This is a genomic window from Streptomyces sp. R302, assembly GCF_012927245.1.
GTDB lineage: Bacteria > Actinomycetota > Actinomycetes > Streptomycetales > Streptomycetaceae > Streptomyces.
The window spans coordinates 1,051,136-1,075,919 of the sequence record NZ_JABBGE010000001.1; the positions used below are offsets into that span (position 1 = coordinate 1,051,136).

The 24,784-nt window shown below is 73.7% G+C and carries 18 protein-coding genes and 1 pseudogene; 12 read left to right on the plus strand and 7 right to left on the minus strand.

Translation table 11 applies throughout. The annotated features are described in order from the left end of the window. The first annotated feature begins 132 nt into the window (after positions 1–132). The 4 genes from HHL19_RS04855 (at position 133) to HHL19_RS04870 (ending at position 8,285) form a co-directional block, all read left to right on the plus strand. The gene (locus HHL19_RS04855; protein WP_169085801.1) at positions 133–861 is read left to right on the plus strand and encodes a VIT1/CCC1 transporter family protein; all 729 of its coding nucleotides are present in this window, start codon (positions 133–135) and stop codon (positions 859–861) included. 500 nt (positions 862–1,361) lie between these two features. Further along, positions 1,362–5,936, plus strand: a complete 4,575-nt coding sequence (gene gltB, locus HHL19_RS04860; RefSeq protein WP_169085803.1) for a glutamate synthase large subunit — start codon at positions 1,362–1,364, stop codon at positions 5,934–5,936. Continuing rightward, a complete protein-coding gene (locus HHL19_RS04865; protein WP_169085805.1) occupies positions 5,929–7,389 on the plus strand; it encodes a glutamate synthase subunit beta in 1,461 nt (486 codons plus the stop codon). The genes gltB and HHL19_RS04865 overlap by 8 nt, the downstream gene beginning before the upstream one ends. 176 nt (positions 7,390–7,565) lie before the next feature. Next, the gene (locus tag HHL19_RS04870; protein ID WP_206324511.1) at positions 7,566–8,285 is read left to right on the plus strand and encodes a VWA domain-containing protein; all 720 of its coding nucleotides are present in this window, start codon (positions 7,566–7,568) and stop codon (positions 8,283–8,285) included. Here the strand turns inward: HHL19_RS04870 and HHL19_RS38415 are convergent. Further along, positions 8,280–8,669, minus strand: a complete 390-nt coding sequence (locus tag HHL19_RS38415) for an aldo/keto reductase (RefSeq protein WP_169086325.1) — start codon at positions 8,667–8,669, stop codon at positions 8,280–8,282. The two genes, HHL19_RS04870 and HHL19_RS38415, sit on opposite strands and share 6 nt — an antisense overlap. A gap of 314 nt (positions 8,670–8,983) precedes the next feature. Between HHL19_RS38415 and HHL19_RS04880 the strand changes: the two are divergent. Together HHL19_RS04880 and HHL19_RS04885 are read left to right on the plus strand one after the other, a co-directional pair. Further along, positions 8,984–9,355, plus strand: a pseudogene (locus HHL19_RS04880) (VOC family protein); the annotation flags it as partial. Positions 9,356–9,488: 133 nt separating this feature from the next. Beyond that, positions 9,489–10,106: a TetR family transcriptional regulator gene (locus tag HHL19_RS04885; RefSeq protein WP_169085811.1), complete on the plus strand. Its 618-nt coding sequence runs from the start codon at positions 9,489–9,491 to the stop codon at positions 10,104–10,106. 73 nt (positions 10,107–10,179) lie between these two features. Here HHL19_RS04885 and HHL19_RS04890 read toward each other — a convergent pair whose 3' ends face one another. Then, complete coding sequence (locus HHL19_RS04890; protein WP_169085813.1) at positions 10,180–11,097, minus strand: tyrosine-protein phosphatase; 918 nt, start codon at positions 11,095–11,097, stop codon at positions 10,180–10,182. 87 nt (positions 11,098–11,184) lie between these two features. Next, positions 11,185–11,730, minus strand: a complete 546-nt coding sequence (locus tag HHL19_RS04895) for a MarR family transcriptional regulator (RefSeq protein WP_240981391.1) — start codon at positions 11,728–11,730, stop codon at positions 11,185–11,187. Between the two features lie 114 nt (positions 11,731–11,844). Here HHL19_RS04895 and HHL19_RS04900 point away from each other — a divergent pair, with 114 nt between their 5' ends. Next, positions 11,845–13,239 (plus strand): MFS transporter, encoded by a 1,395-nt coding sequence (locus HHL19_RS04900; protein ID WP_169085815.1) that lies wholly within the window; start codon positions 11,845–11,847, stop codon positions 13,237–13,239. Here the strand turns inward: HHL19_RS04900 and HHL19_RS04905 are convergent. Next, positions 13,236–14,705 carry an ankyrin repeat domain-containing protein gene (locus HHL19_RS04905; protein WP_169085817.1) on the minus strand — a complete coding sequence of 490 codons (1,470 nt, stop codon included), beginning with the start codon at positions 14,703–14,705 and terminating at the stop codon, positions 13,236–13,238. The genes HHL19_RS04900 and HHL19_RS04905 overlap by 4 nt on opposite strands. Then, entirely contained in the window at positions 14,702–18,265 is a 3,564-nt protein-coding gene (locus HHL19_RS04910) for an NACHT domain-containing protein (RefSeq protein WP_169085818.1), read from the minus strand. Before HHL19_RS04910 ends, HHL19_RS04905 begins: the two co-directional genes overlap by 4 nt. A gap of 238 nt (positions 18,266–18,503) precedes the next feature. Between HHL19_RS04910 and HHL19_RS04915 the strand changes: the two genes are divergently transcribed. Continuing rightward, entirely contained in the window at positions 18,504–18,722 is a 219-nt protein-coding gene (locus tag HHL19_RS04915; RefSeq protein WP_169084241.1) for a hypothetical protein, read from the plus strand. A gap of 47 nt (positions 18,723–18,769) precedes the next feature. Here HHL19_RS04915 and HHL19_RS04920 read toward each other — a convergent pair whose 3' ends face one another. Beyond that, positions 18,770–19,675, minus strand: coding sequence for a hypothetical protein (locus HHL19_RS04920; RefSeq protein WP_169085820.1), 906 nt, complete (start codon positions 19,673–19,675; stop codon positions 18,770–18,772). A 148-nt stretch (positions 19,676–19,823) separates the two neighbouring features. On the opposite strand from HHL19_RS04920, the gene HHL19_RS04925 reads away from it, so the two are divergent. Beyond that, complete coding sequence (locus HHL19_RS04925) at positions 19,824–20,654, plus strand: serine protease (RefSeq protein ID WP_169085822.1); 831 nt, start codon at positions 19,824–19,826, stop codon at positions 20,652–20,654. Positions 20,655–20,713: 59 nt separating this feature from the next. Here the strand turns inward: HHL19_RS04925 and HHL19_RS04930 are convergent, their stop codons facing one another. Further along, positions 20,714–22,465, minus strand: a complete 1,752-nt coding sequence (locus HHL19_RS04930) for a beta-galactosidase (RefSeq protein WP_169085824.1) — start codon at positions 22,463–22,465, stop codon at positions 20,714–20,716. An 81-nt stretch (positions 22,466–22,546) separates the two neighbouring features. Between HHL19_RS04930 and HHL19_RS04935 the strand changes: the two genes are divergently transcribed. From HHL19_RS04935 to HHL19_RS04945, 3 genes are read left to right on the plus strand one after another with little or no spacing between them, the layout of a single operon-like run. Further along, positions 22,547–23,434, plus strand: a complete 888-nt coding sequence (locus HHL19_RS04935; RefSeq protein WP_169085826.1) for an AraC family transcriptional regulator — start codon at positions 22,547–22,549, stop codon at positions 23,432–23,434. An 11-nt stretch (positions 23,435–23,445) separates the two neighbouring features. Then, a complete protein-coding gene (locus HHL19_RS04940) occupies positions 23,446–23,772 on the plus strand; it encodes a chorismate mutase (protein ID WP_169085828.1) in 327 nt (108 codons plus the stop codon). Continuing rightward, positions 23,772–24,761 (plus strand): asparaginase domain-containing protein, encoded by a 990-nt coding sequence (locus tag HHL19_RS04945; RefSeq protein WP_169085829.1) that lies wholly within the window; start codon positions 23,772–23,774, stop codon positions 24,759–24,761. Before HHL19_RS04940 ends, HHL19_RS04945 begins: the two co-directional genes overlap by 1 nt. Positions 24,762–24,784 lie beyond the last annotated feature (23 nt).

A 24,784-nucleotide genomic window follows, 5' to 3' on the forward strand; every position in this document is an offset into this window, starting at 1 on the left:
AAGGCTTCCCACACTGAGGCAGGCCTTACTAAGTACGGCCTGCCTTGCTGGCGCGCCCCTTACTTCGGGCGTATTTTCGAGTGCGTTGGGGGCGGCGGGTGCGACCCGGCCCGCCGTGACGAGGGGAGAACCATGTCCATCATCGAAGCCCAGGCGCCACTGCACGAGGCGCACCGCGACAACCACACCCACCGTGACGTGAACGGCGGTTGGCTGCGGCCCGCGGTCTTCGGCGCGATGGACGGCCTCGTCTCGAACCTCGCCCTGATGACCGGCGTCGCCGGCGGCGCCGTCTCCTCGGGCACCGTCGTGATCACCGGCCTCGCCGGCCTCGCGGCGGGCGCCTTCTCCATGGCGGCCGGCGAGTACACCTCCGTCGCCTCCCAGCGCGAGCTCGTCCAGGCCGAACTGGACGTGGAGCGCCGGCAGTTGCGCAAGCACCCGATCGACGAGATGGAGGAGCTCGCCGCCCTCTACGTCTCCCGGGGCGTCGAGCCCGCGCTGGCCCGCGAGGTCGCCATGCAGCTGTCGAAGGACCCCGAGCAGGCGCTGGAGATCCACGCCCGCGAGGAGCTCGGCATCGACCCCGACGACCTGCCGTCGCCCGCCGTCGCCGCCGCCTCCTCCTTCGCCTCCTTCGCGCTCGGCGCGCTGCTGCCGCTCCTTCCGTACCTGCTCGGCGCGACCGCGCTCTGGCCGGCCGTCCTCCTGGCGCTGCTCGGGCTCTTCGCCTGCGGTGCACTGGTCGCCCGGGTCACCGCCCGCGGCTGGTGGTTCAGCGGCCTGCGCCAGCTCCTCCTCGGCGGTGCCGCGGCAGCCGTCACGTACGGCCTGGGCATGGTCTTCGGCGCCGCCCTCTAGCCGACGGAAGCCGCGCCGCCCGGCCGACGGAATCCGTACCTCCAGCCATGCCCGAGAGGCCCCCGCAAGGGGCCTTTCGGGCTTTTCGGGGTGACTTTTCGGAATCCAAGCCGCATTCTCGCTGTGACGCATATCCCTGTTCGGAATCCCCGCGGCGGTGAGACACTATGCACGACGCCACATATGTAGCCGGTTACTCGGCGGTTTCGAACCCGTGACCAGCGGGAAAGAGGCAGAAGCGTCGCTGGGCAATGAGGCCCTTCCGGGGCGGACCGGTACGGCTCCGTCCCCCGCGGAGCAGTCACGATGCGGTCACTGCCTCCGCATCCAGAAGAAACAGGTGAACGCGCACCACCGCTCCGTGTCGGAGGTGTCCGCATGCTGGAACGAGCTATCCGCTAGGCGAGAAGCACGCCATCATGTAACCTGCACGAAATTTCGCGGAGGGCCAACGTCGTCCCTCGGCATCTGCATATGCCACGACGACGACGGGAGAGCCGATGCGTTCCGACGCCTGGTCGCCCATGGACGGTCGCCCCGCCCCCCAGGGCATGTACGACCCCCGTAACGAGCACGACGCCTGCGGTGTCGGGTTCGTGGCCACCCTCACCGGTGTGGCCAGCCACGCGCTGGTCGAGCAGGCGCTGACCGTACTGCGCAATCTCGAACACCGCGGCGCCACCGGCTCCGAGCCGGACTCCGGCGACGGCGCCGGCATCCTGCTGCAGATCCCGGACGCCTTCTTCCGCGAGGTCGCCGGCTTCGAGCTGCCCGCGGCCGGCGCGTACGCGGTGGGCACCGCCTTCCTCCCGGTCGACGGCGCCGACGAGACCGCCGCCGCCGTCGAGGCCATCGCCGCCGACGAGGGCCTCACCGTCCTCGGCTGGCGCGAGGTCCCCGTCGCCCCCGCCCTGCTCGGCGCCACCGCCCGCGCCACCATGCCGGTCTTCCGCCAGCTCTTCGTCACCGACGGGGAGTCCACCGGCATCGCCCTGGACCGCAAGGCCTTCGCGCTGCGCAAGCGCGCCGAGCGCGAGGCGGCGGCGTACTTCCCGTCGCTCTCCGCCCGCACGATCGTCTACAAGGGCATGCTGACCACCGGCCAGCTGGAGCCCTTCTTCCCGGACCTGTCGGACCGGCGCCTGGCCTCCGCCATCGCCCTCGTCCACTCCCGGTTCTCCACCAACACCTTCCCGAGCTGGCCGCTCGCCCACCCGTACCGCTTCGTCGCCCACAACGGCGAGATCAACACGGTCAAGGGCAACCGCAACTGGATGACGGCCCGCGAGGCCCAGCTCGTCGGCGACGTCTTCGGCGAGAGCAAGGCCGGCAAGGGCCTGGACCGGATCTTCCCGATCTGTACGCCGGACGCCTCCGACACCGCCTCCTTCGACGAGGTCCTGGAGCTGCTCCACCTCGGCGGCCGCTCGCTGCCCCACTCGGTCCTGATGATGGTCCCCGAGGCGTGGGAGAACCACGACTCCATGGACCCGGCCCGGCGCGCCTTCTACCAGTACCACTCCACGATGATGGAGCCCTGGGACGGCCCGGCCTGCGTCACCTTCACCGACGGCGTCCAGGTCGGCGCGGTCCTCGACCGCAACGGTCTGCGCCCCGGCCGCTACTGGGTCACCGACGAGGGCCTCGTCGTCCTCTCCTCCGAGGTCGGCGTCCTCGACGTCGACCCCGCCAAGGTCGTCCGCAAGGGCCGCCTCCAGCCCGGCAAGATGTTCCTCGTCGACACCGCCGAGCACCGCATCGTCGAGGACGACGAGATCAAGGCCGGCCTCGCCGCCGAGCAGCCCTACGCCGAGTGGCTGGAGACCGGGGAGATCGAGCTCTCCGACCTCCCCGAGCGCGAGCACATCGTGCACACCCACGCCTCGGTCACCCGCCGCCAGCAGACCTTCGGCTACACCGAGGAAGAGCTTCGCGTCATCCTCGCCCCGATGGCCCGCACCGGCGGCGAGCCGCTCGGCTCCATGGGCACCGACTCGCCGATCGCGGCCCTCTCCGAGCGCCCCCGGCTGCTCTTCGACTACTTCACCCAGCTGTTCGCGCAGGTCACCAACCCGCCGCTGGACGCCATCCGTGAAGAGCTCGTGACAAGTCTGCGCTCTTCCCTCGGTCCGCAGGGCAACCTGCTTGACCCGACCGCGGCCTCCTGCCGCTCGGTCACCCTGCCCTTCCCGGTGATCGACAACGACGAGCTCGCCAAGCTCATCCACATCAACCACGACGGCGACATGCCGGGCATGAAGGCCGCCACGCTCTCCGGCCTCTACCGGGTCTCCGGCGGCGGCGAGGCCCTCGCCGCCCGCATCGACGCCATCTGCGCCGAGGCCGACGCGGCGATCGAGGGCGGCGCCCGCCTGATCGTCCTCTCCGACCGGCACTCCGACGCCGAGCACGCGCCGATCCCCTCGCTGCTGCTCACCGCCGCCGTCCACCACCACCTCATCCGCACCAAGCAGCGCACCATGGTGGGCCTGCTCGTCGAGGCCGGTGACGTCCGCGAGGTCCACCACGTCGCCCTGCTCATCGGCTACGGCGCCGCGGCGGTCAACCCGTACCTCGCCATGGAGTCCGTCGAGGACCTGCTCCGCGCCGGCACCTTCCTCTCGGACATCGAGCCCGAGCAGGCCATCCGCAACCTGATCCACGCCCTCGGCAAGGGCGTCCTCAAGGTCATGTCGAAGATGGGCATCTCCACGGTCGCCTCCTACCGCGGCGCCCAGGTCTTCGAGGCCGTCGGCCTCGACGAGGAGTTCGTCGGCCGGTACTTCAACGGCACCGCCACCAAGATCGGCGGCGCCGGCCTGGACGTCGTCGCCCAGGAGGTCGCCGCCCGCCACGCCAAGGCGTACCCGGCCACCGGCATCGCCTCCGCGCACCGCGCCCTGGAGATCGGCGGCGAGTACCAGTGGCGTCGGGAGGGCGAGCCGCACCTCTTCGACCCCGAGACCGTCTTCCGCCTCCAGCACGCCACGCGGAACAAGCGGTACGACATCTTCAAGAAGTACACGGACCGGGTGAACGAGCAGTCCGAGCGCCTCATGACGCTCCGCGGCCTGTTCGGCTTCGCCACCGAGGGCCGTACCCCGATCCCGATCGACGAGGTCGAGCCGGTCTCCGAGATCGTCAAGCGCTTCTCCACCGGCGCCATGTCGTACGGCTCCATCTCCCAGGAGGCGCACGAGACCCTCGCCATCGCCATGAACCGGCTCGGCGGCAAGTCGAACACCGGTGAGGGCGGCGAGGACCCGGAGCGCCTGTACGACCCGGCGCGCCGCTCCTCGATCAAGCAGGTCGCCTCCGGCCGCTTCGGCGTCACCTCCGAGTACCTGGTCAACGCCGACGACATCCAGATCAAGATGGCCCAGGGCGCCAAGCCCGGCGAGGGCGGCCAGCTGCCCGGCCACAAGGTCTACCCGTGGGTCGCCAAGACGCGTCACTCGACGCCCGGCGTCGGCCTCATCTCGCCGCCGCCGCACCACGACATCTACTCCATCGAGGATCTGGCCCAGCTGATCCACGACCTGAAGAACGCCAACCCGGTCGCCCGCATCCACGTGAAGCTGGTCTCCGAGGTCGGCGTCGGCACGGTCGCGGCCGGCGTGTCCAAGGCCCACGCGGACGTCGTCCTCATCTCCGGCCACGACGGCGGCACCGGCGCCTCCCCGCTCACCTCGCTGAAGCACGCGGGCGGCCCCTGGGAGCTCGGCCTCGCCGAGACCCAGCAGACGCTGCTGCTCAACGGCCTGCGCGACCGGATCGTCGTGCAGACCGACGGCCAGCTGAAGACCGGCCGCGACGTCGTCATCGCCGCGCTGCTCGGCGCCGAGGAGTTCGGCTTCGCCACCGCGCCGCTCGTCGTCTCCGGCTGCGTCATGATGCGCGTCTGCCACCTCGACACCTGCCCGGTCGGCATCGCCACCCAGAACCCGGTCCTGCGCGACCGCTTCTCCGGCAAGGCCGAGTACGTCGTCAACTTCTTCGAGTTCATCGCGCAGGAGGTCCGCGAGCTCCTCGCCGAGCTGGGCTTCCGCACGATCGAGGAGGCCGTCGGCCACGCCGAGCTGCTCGACACCAGCCGCGCCGTCACGCACTGGAAGGCGCAGGGCCTGGACCTGCAGCCGCTCTTCCACGTGCCCGAGCTGCCCGAGGGCGCGGCCCGCCACGCCCTGGTCGAGCAGGACCACGGCCTGGAGAAGGCGCTCGACAACGAGCTGATCCAGCTCGCCGCCGAGGCGCTGAACGCCGCCTCCGCCGAGCAGGCCCAGCCGGTCCGCGCGCAGGTCGCGATCCGCAACATCAACCGCACGGTCGGCACCATGCTCGGCCACGAGGTGACGAAGAAGTTCGGCGGCGCCGGCCTCCCGGCCGACACCATCGACCTCACCTTCACCGGCTCCGCCGGCCAGTCCTTCGGCGCCTTCCTGCCGTCCGGTGTCACCCTCCGCCTGGAGGGCGACGCCAACGACTTCGTCGGCAAGGGCCTCTCCGGCGGCCGTGTGATCGTCCGCCCGGACCGCGGCGCCGACCACCTGGCCGAGTACTCCACCATCGCGGGCAACACCATCGCGTACGGTGCCACCGGCGGCGAGCTCTTCCTGCGCGGCCGCACCGGCGAGCGCTTCTGCGTCCGCAACTCCGGCGCCCTGGTCGTCTCCGAGGGCGTGGGCGACCACGGCTGCGAGTACATGACCGGCGGCACGGCGGTCGTCCTCGGCGAGACCGGCCGCAACTTCGCGGCGGGCATGTCCGGTGGCGTCGCCTACGTCATCGACCTCGACCGGTCCAACGTGAACTCCGGCAACATCGGCGCCGTCGAGGCCCCGTCGGACGCCGACAAGGCGTGGCTGCACGACGTCGTGCGCCGCCACCAGGAGGAGACCGGCTCGACCGTGGCCGAGAAGCTCCTGGCCGACTGGGACGCGGCGGTGAGCCGCTTCAGCAAGATCATCCCGACCACGTACAAGGCAGTGCTCGCCGCCAAGGACGCCGCTGAGCTCGCCGGTCTCTCCGAGCAGGAGACCACCGAGAAGATGATGGAGGCGGCGACCCATGGCTGACCCGAAGGGCTTTCTCACCACCGGCCGCGAGGTCGCCGAGACCCGCCCGGTCGCGGAGCGCGTCCGCGACTGGAACGAGGTCTACGTCCCCGGCTCCCTGCTGCCGATCATCAGCAAGCAGGCCGGCCGCTGCATGGACTGCGGCATCCCGTTCTGCCACAACGGCTGCCCGCTCGGGAACCTGATCCCCGAGTGGAACGACTACGCCTACCGCGAGGACTGGTCGGCGGCGTCCGAGCGCCTCCACGCCACCAACAACTTCCCGGAGTTCACCGGCCGCCTGTGCCCGGCTCCGTGCGAGTCGGCGTGCGTGCTCGGCATCAACCAGCCGGCCGTCACCATCAAGAACGTCGAAGTCTCCATCATCGACAAGGCGTGGGACGCGAACGACGTCACGCCGCAGGTGCCCGAGCGGCTCTCCGGCAAGACCGTCGCCGTCATCGGCTCGGGCCCGGCGGGCCTCGCCGCCGCCCAGCAGCTGACCCGGGCCGGCCACACCGTGGTCGTGTACGAGCGCGCCGACCGCATCGGCGGCCTGCTGCGCTACGGCATCCCCGAGTTCAAGATGGAGAAGCGGCACATCAACCGCCGCATCGAGCAGATGCGCGCGGAGGGCACCAAGTTCCGCACCGGCGTCGAGGTCGGCCAGGACATCACCGCCACCGACCTGCGCAAGCGGTTCGACGCGGTCGTGGTCGCCGCCGGCGCCACCACCGCCCGCGACCTGCCCGTCCCGGGCCGCGAGCTCAAGGGCATCCACCAGGCGATGGAGTACCTCCCGCTCGCCAACAAGGTGGTCGAGGGCGACTTCGTGACCTCGCCGATCACCGCCGAGGGCAAGCACGTCGTCGTCATCGGCGGTGGCGACACCGGCGCCGACTGCGTCGGCACCGCCCACCGCCAGGGCGCGGCCTCCGTCACCCAGCTGGAGATCATGCCGAAGCCGGGCGAGGAGCGGAACGCGGGCCAGCCCTGGCCGACCTTCCCCATGCTGTACAAGGTCACCTCGGCGCACGAGGAGGGCGGCGAGCGGGTCTACTCCGTCTCCACCACCCACTTCGAGGGCGACGAGGACGGCAACGTCCAGTTCCTGCACCTCGTCGAGGTCGAGTTCGTCGACGGCAAGCTGACCCAGAAGCCGGGCACCGAGCGGAAGATCCCCGCCCAGCTGGTCACCCTCGCCATGGGCTTCACCGGCACCGACGTCGCCAACGGCCTGGTCGCGCAGTTCGGCGTCGACCTGGACGAGCGCGGCAACATCGCCCGCGACGCCGACTTCGCCACCAACGTCGACGGCGTGTACGTCGCCGGCGACGCCGGCCGCGGCCAGTCGCTGATCGTGTGGGCCATCGCGGAGGGCCGCTCGGCCGCCCGCGGCGTGGACCGCTACCTCACCGGCGCCAGCTCCCTGCCGGCCCCGATCCGCCCGACGGACCGCTCCCTGCTGGTCTGACCGGCCCCACCGAACGTCCCGTACAACGGCGTACGGAACCGAACGGCGCCCGCCCCGTCCCCGACCAAGGACTCAGGGGCGGGCGTCGTGGTGTTCCCCGCTCCGCCGTGCCCACGGGCCCCCACTTCCCTCGCCCGCCCCGAACGGCCATGATTCCAGGAGGGAAAGGGGAGCTCATGGCACTCAGCCTGCGGAAGGTCGAGGAGGAGGCGCCCGCGCTGGTCAGCCTCTACAAGACGGCGGGGGAGTCGCTGCGCCGGCACGGCGTCGCCGGAGAGCGCGCCGCCGTCTATCTGGTGGTCGACTACTCCGGCTCGATGAAGCCGTACTACCGGGACGGCAGCGTCCAGGCCCTCGCCGACCGGGTACTCGGGCTCTCCGCGCAGCTCGACGACGACGGGCGGGTGCCGGTCGTCTTCTTCTCCACCGACGTCGACGCCGAGACCGAGATCCGGCTCGACGACCACCAGGGGCGGGTGGACCGGATCGTCGCCGGGCTCGGCCACATGGGGAAGACGAGTTACCACCTCGCCATGGACGCGGTCATCGACCACTACCTCGACAGCGGGGCCACCGCGCCCGCGTTCGTCGTCTTCCAGACCGACGGCGGCCCCATCAACCGGCTCGCCGCCGAACGGTACGTCTGCAAGGCGGCCCGGCTGCCGATCTTCTGGCAGTTCGTCGGCTTCGGCGACCCCCGCAGCAAGCAGTTCGACTTCCTGCGCCGGCTCGACGAACTCGCCGTCCCCGAGCGGCGGTGCGTCGACAACGTCGGCTTCTTCCACGCCGGGAGGGAACCCGGCCGGGTCCCGGACGCGGAGCTGTACGACCGGCTCGTCGCCGAGTTCCCCCGCTGGCTCACCGCCGCCCGCGCCCGGGGCATCGTCCGGTCATGACGCCGGCGCGGCCGACAGACGGGCGAACTGCTCGTCCGTGAGCCGGACGTCCAGCGCGCCCAGGTTCTCCTTCGGGTGGTGTTCGGAGGAGGTGCCGGGGATCGGCAGGACGTGCGGCGCCCGGTGCGGCAGCCAGGCCGGCGCCGTCTGCGACGGGGTGGCCCCGATCTCGCGGGCCACCTCCGCGACCGGGCCGCCCGGACCCGCGTGCCCGCCCATCGCGATCGGGAAGAAGGGGACGAACGCGATGCCGCGCCCGGCGGTGTGCTCCAGGACCGCCTCGTGGCCGCGGGCCGCCAGGTCGTACAGGTTCTGCACCGCCGAGACCGGTGCCTCCGCCTCCGCCTCCGCCAGCTGCGCCACCGTCACCTCGGAGGGGTCGATGTGCCGGACCTCCTACGAGGAGCAGGGCCCGCTCGTCCCGGACCGCACCCCGGGCGGCCGGCGCCGCTACGGCCCCGACGCCCCGTCCGCCGTCCGCCGTCCGCCGGATCCGGGCCCTCCTCGGCGCCGGCCTCCCCACCCGGGTCGTCGCTGAGGTACGGGACTGCTTCTGCGGCGGCGAGGCGGGGATCGAACCCTGCCTCATCCCCCTCCTGGTCGCCGCCACCGAGGGCAAGCTCCCCGCGGGCGCCACCGGGTGACGGGCCGTCGGAAAACCCCTGGCCGCGTCCGGGGTGCCGGGGGACCATGACGCCATGAGTTCTCTCGTTCGCCATGTGACCATCGACTGTGCCGACGCCTACGCCCTCGCCGGGTTCTGGGCCCAAGTCCTGGACGGCAAGCTCTCCGACGACGACCACCCCGGCGACCCCGAGGCGCTCGTCGAGTCGGCGGGTGCCGGTCTCCTCTTCATCCAGGTCCCGGAGCCGAAGTCGGTCAAGAACCGGGTCCACCTCGACCTCCAGCCGCAGGACCGCACCCGTGACGAGGAGGTCGAGCGGCTGCTGGCGCTCGGCGCGACGCTCGTCGGCGACCACCGGAGGCCCGACGGGACCGGCTGGGCGACGATGGCCGACCCGGAGGGCAACGAGTTCTGCGTGGAGCGCAGCGCGGCGGAGCGCGCGGCCTCCTGAACTCCGCGCGTCCGCGCCCTGCGGCGCGGCGGCGACGACCCCCCGCCGACAGCTGACCGCAGGCCGCAGGCCACACGCCACGGACCGCGGGCCGCCGGCCCGCGGCCGGAGCGACGACAATGGGCGGGTGTCAGCGACCAAGAAGAAGAACCAGGCGAACGCACCGGCGCCCGAGCGGCGCCGGGAACTCCTCGACACCGCCGCCGAGGTGTTCGCCGCCCAGGGGTACAACGCCACCACCGTCCGCAAGATCGCGGACGCCGCCGGCATGCTCGCCGGCAGCCTCTACTACCACTTCGACTCCAAGGAGTCGATGCTCGACGAGATCCTCTCCACCTTCCTCGACGAGCTGTGGGAGGGGTACGACGCCGTCCTCGCCGCCGGTCTCGGCCCCCGGGAGACCATCGAGGCCCTCGTCACCGAGTCCTTCCGGGAGATCGACCGGCACCGCGCCGCCGTCGCCATCTACCAGAAGGAGTCCCGCCACCTCACCGACCTGCCCCGCTTCCACTACCTCGCGGACTCGCAGCGCAGGTTCGAGGAGGCGTGGCTCGGCACCCTGGAGCGGGGCGTGGCGGACGGGGTGTTCCGCGCCGACCTCGACGTCCGGCTCACCTACCGCTTCGTCCGGGACACCGTCTGGGTCGCTGCCTCCTGGTACCGGCCGGGCGGCCGGCACAGCCCCGAGGAGATCGCCCGCCAGTACCTGTCGATGGTCCTCGACGGCATCGCCGTGGGCGGCTGACACCTCCCGGCGTACGGGCCGCTGTCGTACGCGGGTGGGCGCGGCCCCCGCACGGGCCGCGCCGCACCCCGCGTCAGCCGACCAGCCGCTCCCGCAGGCCCACGAGGGCGCGCGGGTCCAGACCCAGGCCGGCCGTCACATAGCGGTACAGGCCGCCGTAGCGGGCGCGGACCTCGCCGAGGGCCGCGTCCAGGTACTCCTGGCGGACCTCCTGGAGGGGCACGATCAGCTCCGGGTTCTGCATGAGCCCACCCTGCTTCAGCCCCTCGCGGACCCGGGCGTCGTAGGTGGCGCGGAAGGTGTTGGAGGCCAGGTAGTCCTCGGTGGCGAACCGTTCCGGCACGCCGACGAGGCAGAGCAGCAGCCAACTGGTCCAGCCGGTGCGGTCCTTGCCCGAGGTGCAGTGGTAGAGCGTCGGCCCCGAGCCGGGCGCGGCGAGTTCGCGCAGGGTCCGTCCGAAGGCCTCGCGGTTGGCCGCGTCGGTGACGAAGGTCCGGTACACGTCCGACATGAAGGCGGCGGCCCGCCCGCCGCCGAGCATCTCCTCCTGCCGCACCGGGTCGCGCGAGCCGATCGCGGTCAGCAGCTGCCCGAAGAGGCCGTTGTCGGTGACGGGCCGGGAGACCGCCGCCACCCCGGCGGGGAGCCGGTCGGCGCCGTCGTATCCGACCTCCGCCGGGATCCGGAAGTCGACGGCGCGGGCGAGTCCGAGCCCGGCGAGCGTGAGCAGGTCGGCGTCGGTGAGCTTCCCGAGGTGGTCGCCGCGGTAGACGAGCCCGTGGCGGACCCGTTCGCCGTCGTAGGTGGGGCTGCCGCCCAGGTCGCGGACGTTCACCGCGCCCTGGAGCGGGATCTGGCGGATCGGGGCGCCGGTCCTGGCGCGGGCGGCGGCGGCCGGAGGGGCGACCGCGGCCAGGACGGCGGCGGCGCCGGCGGTACCGGCGGTGCTCAGCAGTGCGCGTCTCGACAGAGACGGGGTCGGCAGGGGCATGGCTGACTCCCTTCCACCAAACATTAGTTAGGTGACATCGAGGGGGAAGGTAGCAGCCCGGTGGTGCGGACGGGAGGGCCGTGCCGGCTACTCCGTCCCGGAGAGCCTGCGGGTCGCGGCGCGCTGCCGCGCGGTGGCGCCGGTCAGGAAGCGCAGCACGGTCTCCAGCTCGCCGGTGCTGAACTCCTCGTACAGCTCGTGCACTTCGCGCGCCCAGTCGTCGAAGAGCGGGGCGAGCTCGGCCAGCTTCTCGGGGCGGGGCTCGACCAGCACCCGGCGCTTGTCCGTGGGGTGCTTCACCCTGCGGACGTACCCCTTGCGCTCCAGGCGGTCGACGAGTCCGGTGACCGAGGCGGGGGCGAGGCCGGAGTGCTCGGCCAGCTCCTTCGCGGTGAGCGCGCCGTGGCGCTGGAGCAGGTCGAGCGTCTTGGTCTCGGTGGCGCCGAGGTCCTGCCGGGCGGCGACGGCCGAGTGGAAGGCGACCGAGGCGGCGCTGGAGTCCCGGCCGGCGGCGGTCAGCGCGGCGACGACCTCGGCCCGCGTCCGGTCGGGATCCCGGCTCCGCTCGCCGGCCTGTTCGGAGGCCTGCTCGCCGTTCTGCTCGCCGGCCTGCTCGCCGCTCTGCTCGCTCATGGCGGCAGCCTAGCAATTTTCATTTCGTTCGGCCGAACGAAAGACTTGTGATCACGGGTCGGCGTATGCGACTTTTATTTCGTTCGCCCGAACGAAATATCTGGAGGGGTTCCCATGCCGTCCCTGACCGTCACCCGCGACCCCGTCGCCGACACCGCCCACCCGCGCCGCTGGGCCGCCGCCGTCGTCATGATGGTCGCCGCCCTCATGGACCTGGTGGACGTCACCATCGTCAACGTCGCCCTGCCCTCCCTGGGCCAGGGCCTCGGCGCCTCCGAGAGCGCCCTCCAGTGGACCGTCTCCGCCTACCTCCTCGGCTTCGCCGCCACCCTCGTCGTCGCCGGCCGGCTCGGCGACCGCCACGGCCGCCGGCCCCTCTTCCTCGCCGGCACCGCCGCCTTCGGCCTGGCCAGCCTCGCCTGCGGCCTCGCCCAGACGCCCGGCCAGCTGATCGCCGCCCGGGCCGTGCAGGGCGTCGCCGCCGCCGTCCTCATGCCGCAGGTCCTCGGCTCCTTCCACAGCCTGTTCCGGGGCCGGGAGCGCGGCAAGGTCTTCGGGATGTACGGGGCGGTGGCCGGTTTCGCCTCGGCGCTCGGGCTGCTCCTCGGCGGGGTCCTCACCGACGCCGACCTCTTCGGCCTCGGCTGGCGCACGGTCTTCCTCGTCAACGTCCCGGTCGCGGCCCTCACCCTGGTGGCCGCCGTCCTCCTCGTCCCGTCCACCCGGGAGCGCTCCGCCACCCGCCCGCCGGTCCTCGGCAGCCTGCTCCTCGCCGTCGGCCTGGTCGCCGTCGTCCTGCCGCTGGTCCAGGGCCGCGAGTGGGGGTGGCCGCTGTGGGGCTGGGGGATCCTCGCGGCCGGCGCGCTCGCGGTGGCCGCCGTCGCCGTCCGCGGCTCGGTCGTCCCCCGCCGGATGTTCACCGTCCCGGCCTTCTCCCTCGGCCTCGCCGTCCAGCTCCTCTTCGCCCTCGGCATGCAGGGCTTCTTCCTGGTCCTCGCCCTCTGGCTGCAGGGCGGTCAGGGCTACACCCCCACCCAGGCGGGCGTCCTGATGGTGGCCTTCTCCGCCGGCGGCTTCCTCACCGCGCCCGTCGCCGAACCCCTCGCCGTGAAGCTCGGCCGGCACGTCCCCGCCGCCGGCGCGGTCCTGATGGGCGCCGGCTACGGCTGGGTCTGGTACGCCATGGAGCACGCGGCCCCGCACGCCACCGCCGCCTGGCCGCTCGTCCCCGGCCTCGCCGTCGCGGGCGCCGGCCTCGGCCTCCTCGTGGTCCCGCTCGTGAACATCGTGCTCTCCGCCGCCCCCGCCGAGCTCGCCGGCGGCGCCTCCGGGGTCTTCTCCACCGCCCAGCAGTTCGGCGGTGCCCTCGGCGCGGCCGTCGTCGGCACCGCCTACTTCGCCGACCTCTCCGTCACGGCCGCCCTGCCCTGGGTCCTCGGCGCCTACGCCCTCACGGCCCTGCTGAGCCTGGGCCTGCCGCGTACGGCGGTGACGGAGGACACGGTCTAGCGGCGGCGCGGGGGCGTCCACTCCAGCCGGGTCCTGACCCGGGCGTCGCGCACGAACTCCAGGGCGGCCAGCGCCGTCTCCCGGGGCGCGCCGTCCGGGTCGCCGTCCGCCAGGACCGCCGCCAGCGCCTCCACCGCCCGCGGGTCCTGCCGGATGGCGAGCCCGCGGGCCGCCTCCGCCGCCGTCTCCGGATCGGGGTCGGCGAGCCGCTCCGCCAGCGCCTCCCGTACGAGCGGGGTGTCGTCCGGCAGTTCGGCGAGGGCCAGCACCGCCCAGTCCCGCACCCGCGCGTCCCCGTCCCGGCTCAGCCCGAGCAGCACCCCGAGCGCCTCCAGATGCCCGGCCGGCACGAGCCCCGCGAGCGCGCCCGCCACCGCCCGCCGCACCTCCGGGTCCGGGTGGTCCGCCGCGGCGAGCAGCTCCGGCACCGCCGCCGGGTCCGCGCACGCCCCGAGCGCCGTCACCACCGACAGCACCGGCTCCCGCGCCGGCTCGGCCGCCTCCACCGCCACCCTCCGCAGCACCGGCACCGCGCTCGCCGCGAACCCCGGCAGGGCGCCCAGGACCCGCGCGCCGAGCGCCCGCCGCAGCGGATCGCGGTCGGCGCACCAGGCCGCCGCCGCCACGAAGGTCTCCTCGTCGGCCCGCCCGGCGAGCGCGTCCACCGCCGTCGTCCAGTCGTCGAGCTCCGGGTCGCCGCAGCGCAACGCCCGCGCGGCCAGCTCCTCGTGCGACACGCGCCGGCCCAGCGCCACCTCCAGGAGGGTCGCGACGGCCGCGTGCCCGGTCTGCCGCTCGTCACCGCGCCCGGGCCGCCCGTCCTCCCGCAGCAGCTCGACGACCACGGTCACCCCGCCGTCCTCCCGCACCCGCCGCACCACGGCCTCGTACGTCTCCCCGCCGCCGTTCCCGGCGACGAGCCCGCGCCGCAGCTCGGCCGCCACGTCCACCCCGATCCACCGCCGCGCCTCCCGCAGCGCGCCCTCGGCGCCCCGCGCCCCGCCGTCGAGCAGCGCCCGTACGCAGGCGGCGGAGCCCCGCCGGGCGGCGGCGGCCAGCGGCTCAAGGCCGTCGGGCCCGACCCGGTCGGGCCCGGCCCCGGCCGCGAGCAGCGCCCGTACGACCTCCGCGTGCCCGAGCCGCACCGCCCAGGCGAGCGCGGTGAACCCGAACTCCTCCTCCTGGTCGACCCCGGCCCCCGCCGCGAGCAGGGCCCGTACGGTCCGCGTGTGCCCCCCACAGGCCGCCCCGCACAGCGGAAGGTCCCCTCCGCCCACGCCACTGCCCCGCCCCGGATCGGCCCCGGCGGCGAGCAGCAGCCGCACGATCCCCGGCTCGTCGGCGACCGCGGCCCGGTACAGCGCGGTCTCCCCGTCGTCGGTGGCCTCGGGATCGGCCCCCGCCCGCAGGGCCCGTACGACCGCGTCCTCGTCCCCGGCGGCGATGGCCTCGAACAACGCGCTCATGTCCGGGCCTTGGCCTTGAGGAGCCGGGCGCAGGCGGTGAGCAGCCGGTGGTGGAACATGGCGCGGACGGCGCGCTCGGGAGACTCCTGGAGCAGCCGGACCCGCCGCAGCTGTTCCCGGACCGAGGCGTCCGGCTCCAGCGCGAGCCGCTGCTCCAGCGCCGCTTCGTGTCCGCCGGCGGCGAGGGCCTTGAGCTTCACCACGTCGCTGTGGGCGTCCTCGACGAAGAGGGCCTTCCACTCGGGATGGTCGGGCCACCACTGGGCCATCCACCACAAGGCGAAGTGCTGCACGCTGGTGTTCCGGTCGTCTGTCGCGCACCGGTACAGGAGGTCCCGGACGGCGGGCTGATGGGAGCAGTTCCGTGCGAGCAGATGGAGGGCGTCGAAGCGGAGGCCGGGGTGGGGATCGCACTGGACGACGTCCAGCAGGAGAGGGGTCGGCGAAGGACCGCCTTCCCTGGTGGCGAGGAGTTCCATCGCCACCGTGCGCAGGGGCGCCTCGGCGAGCTCCCGGACGCAGGAGACGAGGAAGGCGTGCGTGTCCTCTCCGGGGACGAGGCCGACGGCCGACAGAGCGGTCTTCCGCACCCGGAACGCACTCAGGTGCAGGTGTTCCTGGTCCGGCAGCCTCATGAGCCGGGGCAGGGCGGGGATCCGGTCGTCCGGAAGGGGCCTCACGTCGTCCATCAGCATGCGGAGCTCGTCCGGACGGTTCCGGAGCCGGAGGGCCAGCGCCGCCTTCTCGGCGTGCCGCCGGGGGAGGTGGTCCACCAGGTCCATCAAGGGGAGGCAGTCCCCGGTCCGCCAGGCTTCCAGCGCCCATCCCACGTCGCTCCCGCGGCTGTCCCCAGGGGCGTCGAAACCCTTGAGCAGGTGCTCTCGTCGGAGGGGGACGCGGAGGCCGGGGGTCTCCTCGGGCAGTTCTTCGGCGTCTTGCCCCGCGAGGTGGTACGCATAGTCTTCGGCGTGGTCGCGAACGGCGGTGAACCGGTCGTGGCGCGCGCGTTGTTCGAAGAAGCGACGGCTCGCGTCGTCGGGGCACGTGACCAGCAGGTGGGTCAGCGCCAGCATGCGGGGACCGGGGGCGGGATCCCGGACCGCCCGGTCCTGTACGAACGCGCGCACTTCTTCCGCCCGTCCGCTGTCGCGCGTCGCGGTCGTCAGGGCCAGCAGGGCGGCGCTCCGTGTGCGGGCGTCCTCGTGGAGGACCGCACTGGTCTTGATCGCCTCCACGGCGAGGGGCGTGTCGGACCACCGCTCGCCCAGGACGGTGAGGGCGGCGATGCGGCTTTCGGCCGTCCAGGCGAAGAACGCGTAGGCGGCGACGGCCGCCACGTCCCGGTGCAGGGCGCAGGCGAGCAGGGTCGCGTCGCGATCGCTCTCGAACTGGCCCCACACGTGGAACCAGGTCAGAAACCGCCCGCGTCCCGCCCAGTGCTCGCTGAACGAGGCCAGTGCCGGAACGGCGGCCTGCGACGGCAGGGACGGCTCCCGGAAGTAGGAGCGGTACAGGGCCGTCGGGCTCCCCAGTGCGAGGTACCGCGTGATCCCGTCCACCACCGTCGTGCTCTGCGCGGCCAGCACCCCGATCTTCTTCACCTCGGCGAGCGCGCGCAGCGCCAGCGTGAGCCCGTCGCCCAGGTCGCCGTACGCCGCCGCGTCGACCAGGCCGTCCACCAGCGTCCCCGTGTCACGCTCGCGCAGCTGGCCCGCCAGCAGAAGGATCACCTCGTGCCAGGTCGTGTCCTTGGCCCGGGGCAGCAGGACCTCGTTCACCAGCGCCTCGGGGGTCCACTCGCGTTCGTGTTCGTAGCGGTGCACGATGTCCGCCGCGGCGAGGTACTCCAGGAAGGTGCGGTGGACGAAGCCCCAGGCGCCGCCGCCGTAGCGGGCGAGGATGAAGTTGCGTTCCCGCAGCTGCTGGACCATGGCGCGGGCCGCGCGGCGGGCGACGTCCGGGGGGATGTCGAGGAGCCGGAGGTACTGGCGGAAGACGTCCTCGATGTCCGCTTCGGGGACGTAGTTGCCCGAGATGCCGCCCGCCCCCTCCTGCATCCTGCGGGCGAGCAGCCGGAGCATCTCCAGACGTTCGGCCTGGCCGAGGGTGTCGAGCGCGTCGGCGACCGCGCCCGACAGGTGGGTCGTGAGGTGCTTGGCGTCCCGGTCCCAGCGGGCGACGAGCACCGTGACGGCGTGCTGGTACACGCCGTGCCGGTCCCGGGGGAGCGTCTGGCGGCGGCCGAGGATGGCGAGGATCGTCAGCAGGAGCGGATTGCCGGCCAGCTCCCGCACGGACGCCGAGTGCGTGACCGCGTCCTTGAAGCGGGCGAACAGCTGCTCCGCGAGGGCCGGTTGCTCGGGGCACGCCGTGGCGAACCACCGGCGGGCGAAGGCGTGGATCCGGGGCGTGTCCAGGTCCTGGATCATGTAGTGGGCGAAGCCCGCGCCGTCCAGGGTCTGCCGGTGGTAGCCGATGACCCGGGACGTGACGACGACGCGGCAGCGCGGGTGCCGGGTGGCGAAGCCGGCGATCCGGCGCGCCGTCGCGGCCCTGGACTCGGGGTCGAAGATCTCGTCGAGCCCGTCGAAGACCAGGATCGCGCGCCCCTCGGCGAGCAGCCGCGTCAGCGCGGGGCGCGGGAGTCCCATCCCCTCCGTGGCGCACAGGTGGTCGAGGAACTCCTCGAACGTCTTCTGCCGCCAGGCGGGCTGCGCGTACTGCCTGAGCTCGACGACGAGCGGCACGCTTCCCGCGAGACGGGCCAGCGGGCCGCCGGGGTCGGGGTCGCCGGTCAGGGTCAGCGCGAGGTAGTGCGCCAGCGTGGACTTGCCCGCGCCGGGGTCGCCCAGCAGGACGACGCGGTGGTTCTCCTCCCGCGCGAGGACGTCCAGGACGGGTTCCGTCGGCCGCTGCCGGTACGCCTCGACGAGGGAGTCGAGCAGCTCCAGGTCGAGGCCGGGCGGCAGTTCGCCGTCCGCGAGCAGCTCCTCGCCTTCGAGGAGCTTCACCATGAGCTCGCGGGAGAGCTCCACGGGAGGGGGGTCCGCCCGTACCGTCGGGACGACGAAGACCTCGCGCAGCTCGACCTTCTGCTGCACGCTCTGGTCGTTGTCCGGGGTCAGCACCTCCAGGTCGAGCCGTCCGTACGATTCGAGGACGCGTCGCGCGTACGCCTTCAGGGCCTGGGCGACGGCGGGCTCGTCCTCCTCCTTCCCCTCCTTGGGGGAGCCCTTCATCGCCTCCAGGACGCTGACGAGCTGCTGGTGGCGGTTGCGCCACAACTGCCGCTCCACGAGAGCCCGGGGCACCGGCGCGGAGGCCGGGGCGCAGTGGACGCAGGCGTCGAGGAAGGCCGTCACCACCTCCCAGTCGGGGGCCTTGACCAGTTGGGCGCCGAGCAGGCGGTGGACTCCCGAGCTGCTGAGGGCGCGGCCCGTGCCGCCCGCGGCGGCGCGGCTGGCGGCTTCGAGGCGCTCGGCGCTGGGTGTGCCCGCGGCCGCGCGCACCTCGCGCAGCCATCCGACGAACCGCTGTCGGGCCTCTGCTCCCCGGTCCACTGACGCTTCCCTCCCCGTCGGACACGACGCCCGGGGTTCCCCGGCGCGGTGCATCGCCCGCTGCCCGCCGCCCGCCCCGGATCGCCCCGGGACGCCCCGGATTCCGGCCTCCAGGTTATGCCGTGGCCTGCGGTGACGTGCGGGGTCCGCCACTTCCGCCCGGGACGCGCCGCCGGCTTCGCGGGGCGTCGGAGAGTGTTCCCCGTTCCCCTCGGTCCCCCAGACGAACGGAGTTCCCGTGCCCGCCGATGTCCGTCCCGGCCCCGCCGAGTCCCTGCTCTCCCAGACCCTCGAACTCCTCGGTCCCGTCGGCCTGTTGGTGCTTGCCTTCGCCCTGCTGGTGTTCGTGGGTGTCGTGCTGCCGACGATCTGGTCGCGGCACGCCTACCGCCGCTCCGCGGCCCGCCGGACCATGGCCACGCTGCTGACGGCGGTGCGGCGGCTCTACCCGTTCTGACGGGGTGTCGACCTGCCGTGAGGGGCGTTCCGGAGCCGGGACGCCCCTCACGGCGCGCAGTCGAGGACCGACCCGCACAGCCGGCATCGGGCCCGTACGTCCCGCCCGGTCGGGATGCGCAGGCGTTGGTGGCAGGTGGGGCAGGGGAAGGTGACGGTGGTGGCGGGGGTGGTGCCGTCGAAGGTGTAGGGGGCGTCGGGGGCGGTGCGGCCGAGGTGGCGGTCGTGGGTGTAGCGGCGGCGGGCCGTCCAGCCCGCGGCGGCGAGCGGGGGCAGGCGCCGTTCCCGTCGCGCTTCGGCCCGGCCGCGGCGCCAGGCCTCGTACGCGGCGTGGCTGGTGAACCAGGGGGAGGGGTCCTCGGCGAAGCGTTCGGCGCGCCGGGCGAGGACCCAGCCGAATTCCTCCGGGGTGAGGTAGCCGAGCTTCTGGCTCTCGGCGCCGTCCTGCCGGAAGGCGTCGAGAAGCAGCCAGCCCGCGCCGAGGTAGGCGGTCACGACGTCGGTGAGGATCTCGTTCCGCTCCGGGTCGGGGAAGCCGAGGCCGAGGCGGTGCAGCAGGACGTGGGTGATCTCGTGGGCGAGGGCGGCGCCGATGTCCCGGGGGCGGCCGCGGAAGCGTGTGTTGAGTTCGACGGAGTACTCCGGTCCCGCGGCGAGTTCGACGGTGGCGGCGTGCTCCATCGTCCGGAACGACACCGCCACGCGGGCCTCCGGGAGGCGCAGGTGGCGGACCAGGACCCCGGCGGCGCGGGTGGCGCCGAGGAGCGGGTCCTCGCCGGGGCGGAGGGCCACGTCGGCGGCGGCCACGCTGGTCGGGTAGCGGTCGACGCCGGTGGGTCCGAGGCGCCGGTAGAGCGCGGTGAGCGAGGCCCGTACGGCCTCCCGGTGGGGGAAGCCGTGCTCCACCCCATGGGTGTCCTCGCGGACCCGGTCGGCCGCGTGACGGTCCGTCATGCGCGATCACCCCCGTCCCCCACTGTACGGTCCGAGCGCGGTGTCTGGCCGAAAAGGCTTTCTTGTGGCGGCAGTGGAGGCTGTCCATAATCCGGACATGGCTTGACGGGCGCATGTCAGCAAGCGGGGCGTGCGCGACCCACCGTCGATGCCGCACCCCCCATGCTCCACCCCCCACGGAAGAAGGCAGACCGTGCAGAAGAACAGGTTCGTCCGCACCCTGCAGAAACTCGCCGCCGCCGGCGCCGTCGCGCTCGCCGCGCTCAGCCTCCAGCCCGTCTCCTCCGCCACCGCGGCCCCCGCGCCGGTCGTCGGCGGCACCCGCGCCGCCCAGGGCGAGTTCCCCTGGATGGTCCGGCTCTCCATGGGCTGCGGCGGCTCCCTGATCACCCCCCAGGTCGTCCTCACCGCCGCCCACTGCGTCAGCGGCTCCGGCAACAACACCTCCATCACCGCCACCGCCGGCGTCGTGGACCTCCGGTCGAGCAGCGCCATCAAGGTCCGGTCCACCAAGGTCCTCCAGGCCCCCGGCTACAACGGCAAGGGCAAGGACTGGGCGCTCATCAAGCTCGCCGCCCCCATCACCTCGCTGCCCACCCTGAAGATCGCCGAGACCACCGCCTACAACAGCGGCACCTTCACCGTGGCCGGCTGGGGCGCGGCCCGCGAGGGCGGCGCGCAGCAGCGCCACCTCCTCAAGGCCACCGTCCCCTTCGTCCCGGACGCCGACTGCCAGGACGCGTACGGCAGCGACCTGGTCCCGTCCGAGGAGATCTGCGCCGGATACAACCAGGGCGGGGTCGACACCTGCCAGGGCGACTCCGGCGGCCCGATGTTCCGCAAGGACAACGCCGGCGCCTGGATCCAGGTCGGCATCGTGAGCTGGGGCGAGGGCTGCGCGCGGGCCGGCTACCCCGGCGTCTACACCGAGGTCTCGACCTTCGCCGCCGCGATCAAGTCCGCCGCGGCCACGCTATAGCCCACCCGAGGACCGGGGCCCCGGGGCGGCACAGCGCCCCGGGGCCCCTCCCCGCCCTCTCAGCGCAGCTCCACACCCCCGGGCCCGTCGCCCTCCAGCTCCAGCACCCACACCTCGTTCGTCCCCTCCCGCAGCACCGGGCCCGGCACGAACAGGCCCTCCTGCGGGCCCGCCGACGGCCAGTGGCGGCCCAGGCAGAAGCCGTTCACCCAGACGAAGCCCCGGCCCGCGCCGGGCAGCCGCAGCTCCGCGTCCCCGGCGCCCGCCACCTCCACCCGGGCCCGGTACAGGCCCCGGCCCGCGTCCTCCGGCACCCCGGCGAACGGCACCCGGCCGCCGACCGCCTCCGCCGTGAACGCGTCCAGGCGCAGCCCCCGGGCCCGTACCCCGTGCACGTACTGCCGCTCGTGCAGCAGCCCGCCGGTGATCCCCTTCGGCTCGCCGAGCCGCGGCCCGTAGTTCACCCGGCCCAGCGACTCCACCCACAGCTCCACCACCGCGGGCCCCGCCACCGGCTCCGGCAGCACCGCGTCCTCCTCCGTGAGCACCCCGGCGAAGACCCCGTCCACCCGCACCTGCGCCCGGTCCCGCAGCCCCGTCACCGCGAGCGGATACGGCTGCCGGGGCCCCGGCACGGAGAAGCGGTAGCGCACCACACCCCGGTCGACGCCCAGCTCCTCGAAGGCCGGCGGCACCCCCGCCTCGACCTCCGCCCCGCCCAGCGCCTCCAGGACCGCGTCCAGCGGCGCCCACTCCGCCACGTCCGCCCGCACCGGCGCAGCGAGCCGGGCCGGCGGCTCCGGAACCTCCGGCAGCGGCCCCGCCGCGTACTCCGCGAGGACCTCCCGGAAGCGGTGGTACTTCTCCGTCGGCCGGCCCCACTCGTCCACCGGGGCGTCGTAGTCGTACGAGGTCACCGTCGGCAGCAGCCGCCCGTCGTGCAGGTCGCCGGAGCGGTTCGCGCCCGCCCAGCCGCCGAAGTTCGAGCCCCCGTGCGCCATGTAGACGTTCACCGACGCCCCGCACTCCAGGACCTCCCGCAGCGCCTTCGCCGCGTCCCCGGCGTCCCGCACCGCGTGCTCCGTGCCCCAGTGGTCGAACCAGCCGCACCAGAACTCCATGCACATCAGCGGCCCCGACGGCCGGTGCCGGCGCAGCACCCCGAAGCCCTCCGCCGCGCCCGAGCCGAAGTTCGCCGTCGCGAGGACCCCCGGCACCGAACCGCCCGTCAGCATGTGGTCCTCCGGCCCGTCCGAGGTGAAGAGCGGCACCGTCACCCCGCACTCCCGCAGCAGCCCCGCCAGCCACTCCAGATAGCGGTCGTCACTCCCGTAACTCCCGTACTCGTTCTCCACCTGGACCATCAGCACCGGACCGCCCCGGTCCACCTGCCGCGCCACCACCTGCGGCAGCAGCCGCCGGAACCACCGCTCCACCGGCGCCAGGAACTCCGGGTCCCGGGTCCGCACCCGCCGCCCCAGGGGCCCCGTCACCCAGTGCGGCAGCCCGCCGTTCTCCCACTCGGCGCAGATGTACGGCCCCGGGCGCACGAGCGCCCGCATGCCCGCCGCCGCCACCGCGTCCAGGAACCGCCCCAGCGCCTCCGGATCCGCGTACCGGCCCGGCTCCGGCTCGTGCAGGTTCCACGGCACGTACGTCTCCACGCACTCCAGGCCCATCGCCCGCAGCATCCGGAGCCGGTGCTCCCAGTGCCCCTCGTGCACCCGGAAGTAGTGCAGCGCCCCCGACAGCAGCCGCACCGGCCGCCCGTCGAGCAGAAAGTCCTCGTCACCCACAGCGAACGTGCTCATGGCCTCACCCTCGCCCCCTGGCGGCGGACCGGTCCATGGACAAAGATCGTCGCAGTTTGGACGTTACGGAGGGCCACCGGCATGTACCACACCTGGATGCGCTACTTCACGCCCGGCCCCGTCCACCACCGCCTCGGCCTCGTCTGCCTCGGCGTCGGACTCCAGCACGGCCGCCTCCCCGTCGTCGGCCCCCGCACCCTCGACCACCACGTCGCCGTCCTCGTCTCCGCCGGCGGCGGCTGGTACCGCTCCGCCGACGGCCGCACCACCCCCGTCGCCGCCCCCGCCCTCCTCTGGCTCACCCCCGGCGTCCCCCACCACTACGGCGCCGACCCCGCCACCGGCTGGGACGAGTCCTTCGTCGACTTCACCGGACCCGCCGCCGCCACCTACACCGAACTCGGCTACATCGAACCCGACCGGCCCGTCGTCCCCCTCGCCGACGCCGGCCCCGCCCGCGCCGCCATCGGCCGCATCGCCCGCGCCGCCCGCCCCGGCAACCCCCTCCTGGAGGTCGAGACCGCCGCCGCCGTCCACGAACTCCTCGTCGCCCTGCGCCGCGCCCGCGCCGACACCGACGCCGACGGCGACCCCGTCCTCACCGGCCTCGCCCGCGACGCCTTCCAGCCGCTCTCCGTCGCCGAACACGCCGCCCGGCACGGCATGACCGCCGCCGAGCTGCGCGCCGCCGTCCGCCGCGCCGCCGGCTGCAGCCCCAAGGACTACCTGCTCACCGTCCGCCTCGGCCGCGCCAAGGAACTCCTCGCCGCCACCGAACTGCCCGTCGCCTCCGTGGCCCGCCGCGTCGGCTACGACGACCCCGCCTACTTCTCCCGGCTCTTCACCCGAAGGGTCGGACTCGCCCCCGTCCGCTTCCGCGAGCAGCAGGGCCGCGCCGTCCACGGCGGCTGGAGCGACCGCGTACCGGATCCCGAACACCCGCCCACCCTCACCGGGGACTCCGGATAGGCTCGCTGACCATGAGCGACACCAGGAACGACTCCCGCGACATCGACCCCGCCGTACGGGCCGAGCTGACCCGGCTGCGCGAGTCGATCGACAACATCGACGCCGCCGTCGTCCACATGCTCGCCGAACGCTTCAAGTGCACCCAGCAGGTCGGCGTCCTCAAGGCCGAGCACCAGCTGCCGCCCGCCGACCCGGCCAGGGAGGCCCGCCAGATCGCCCGGCTGCGGGAACTCGCCGAGAGCGCCAGACTGGACCCGGCCTTCGCGGAGAAGCTCCTCAACTTCATCATCGCCGAGGTCATCCGCCACCACGAGACGATCGCGGACGGAGCACGCTGATGGCCCGCGTCACCGTATTCACCCTCGGAGGCACCATCTCCGCGCGGGGCGGTGACGCGGCCCGGATGACCGGCCCCGAGGTCCTCGCGGCCCTCGGCGCGCCCGAGGACGTCGAGCTCCGCGACTTCCGCCGGCTCCCCTCCTCCTCCCTCGCCCCCGAGGACCTCGCCGCCCTCGCCGCCGAGGTGAACGAGACCGTCGCGGCCGGCTCCGGAGTCGTCGTCGTCCAGGGCACCGACACCCTGGAGGAGACCGCCTTCCTCCTCGACCTGCTCTGCCCCACCGGGCGGGCCCCCATCGCCGTCACCGGCGCCATGCGCCGCCCCGACCTGCCCGGCGCCGACGGCCCCGCCAACCTCGCCGCCGCCCTCGCCGTCGCCGCCGACCCCGCCTGCCGCGGCCTCGGCGTCCTCGTCGTCCTCGCCGACCAGATCCACGCCGCCCGGCACGCCCGCAAGACCCACACCACCTCGGTCGCCACCTTCGCCTCGCCCGGCGCCGGACCCCTCGGCACCGTCGTCGAGGGCACCCCGCGGATCCTGCTCCGCCCCACCGTGCCCACCGCGCCCTGCCGGCTCTCCTACGACCCCACGGTCCGGATCGCCCTCCTCACCCTCACCCTCGGCGACCGCGGCGAACTGCTCTCCGCCGTCGACGACCGCTTCCAGGGCCTCGTCGTCGCCGCCTTCGGCGCCGGCCACGCCCCCTCCTGGCTCGTCGAGCCCCTCGCCGAACTCGCCCGCCGCATCCCGGTCGTCCTCGCCTCCCGTACCGGAGCGGGCACCGGCCTCAGCGACACCTACCGCGGCCCCGGCTCCGAGCACGATCTCCTCCACCACGGCCTGATCCCGGCCGGACCGCTCGACCCCGCCAAGGCCCGGCTGCTGCTCGCCGCCCTCGTCTCCAGCGGCGCCGCCGGACCCGCCGGCTACGACCGCCCCCGGATCACCGCCGCCTTCGCCCACCTCGACGGCAGCGGTCTCGCGTAGGCCGCGTCTTCCGCGGCCGGGTT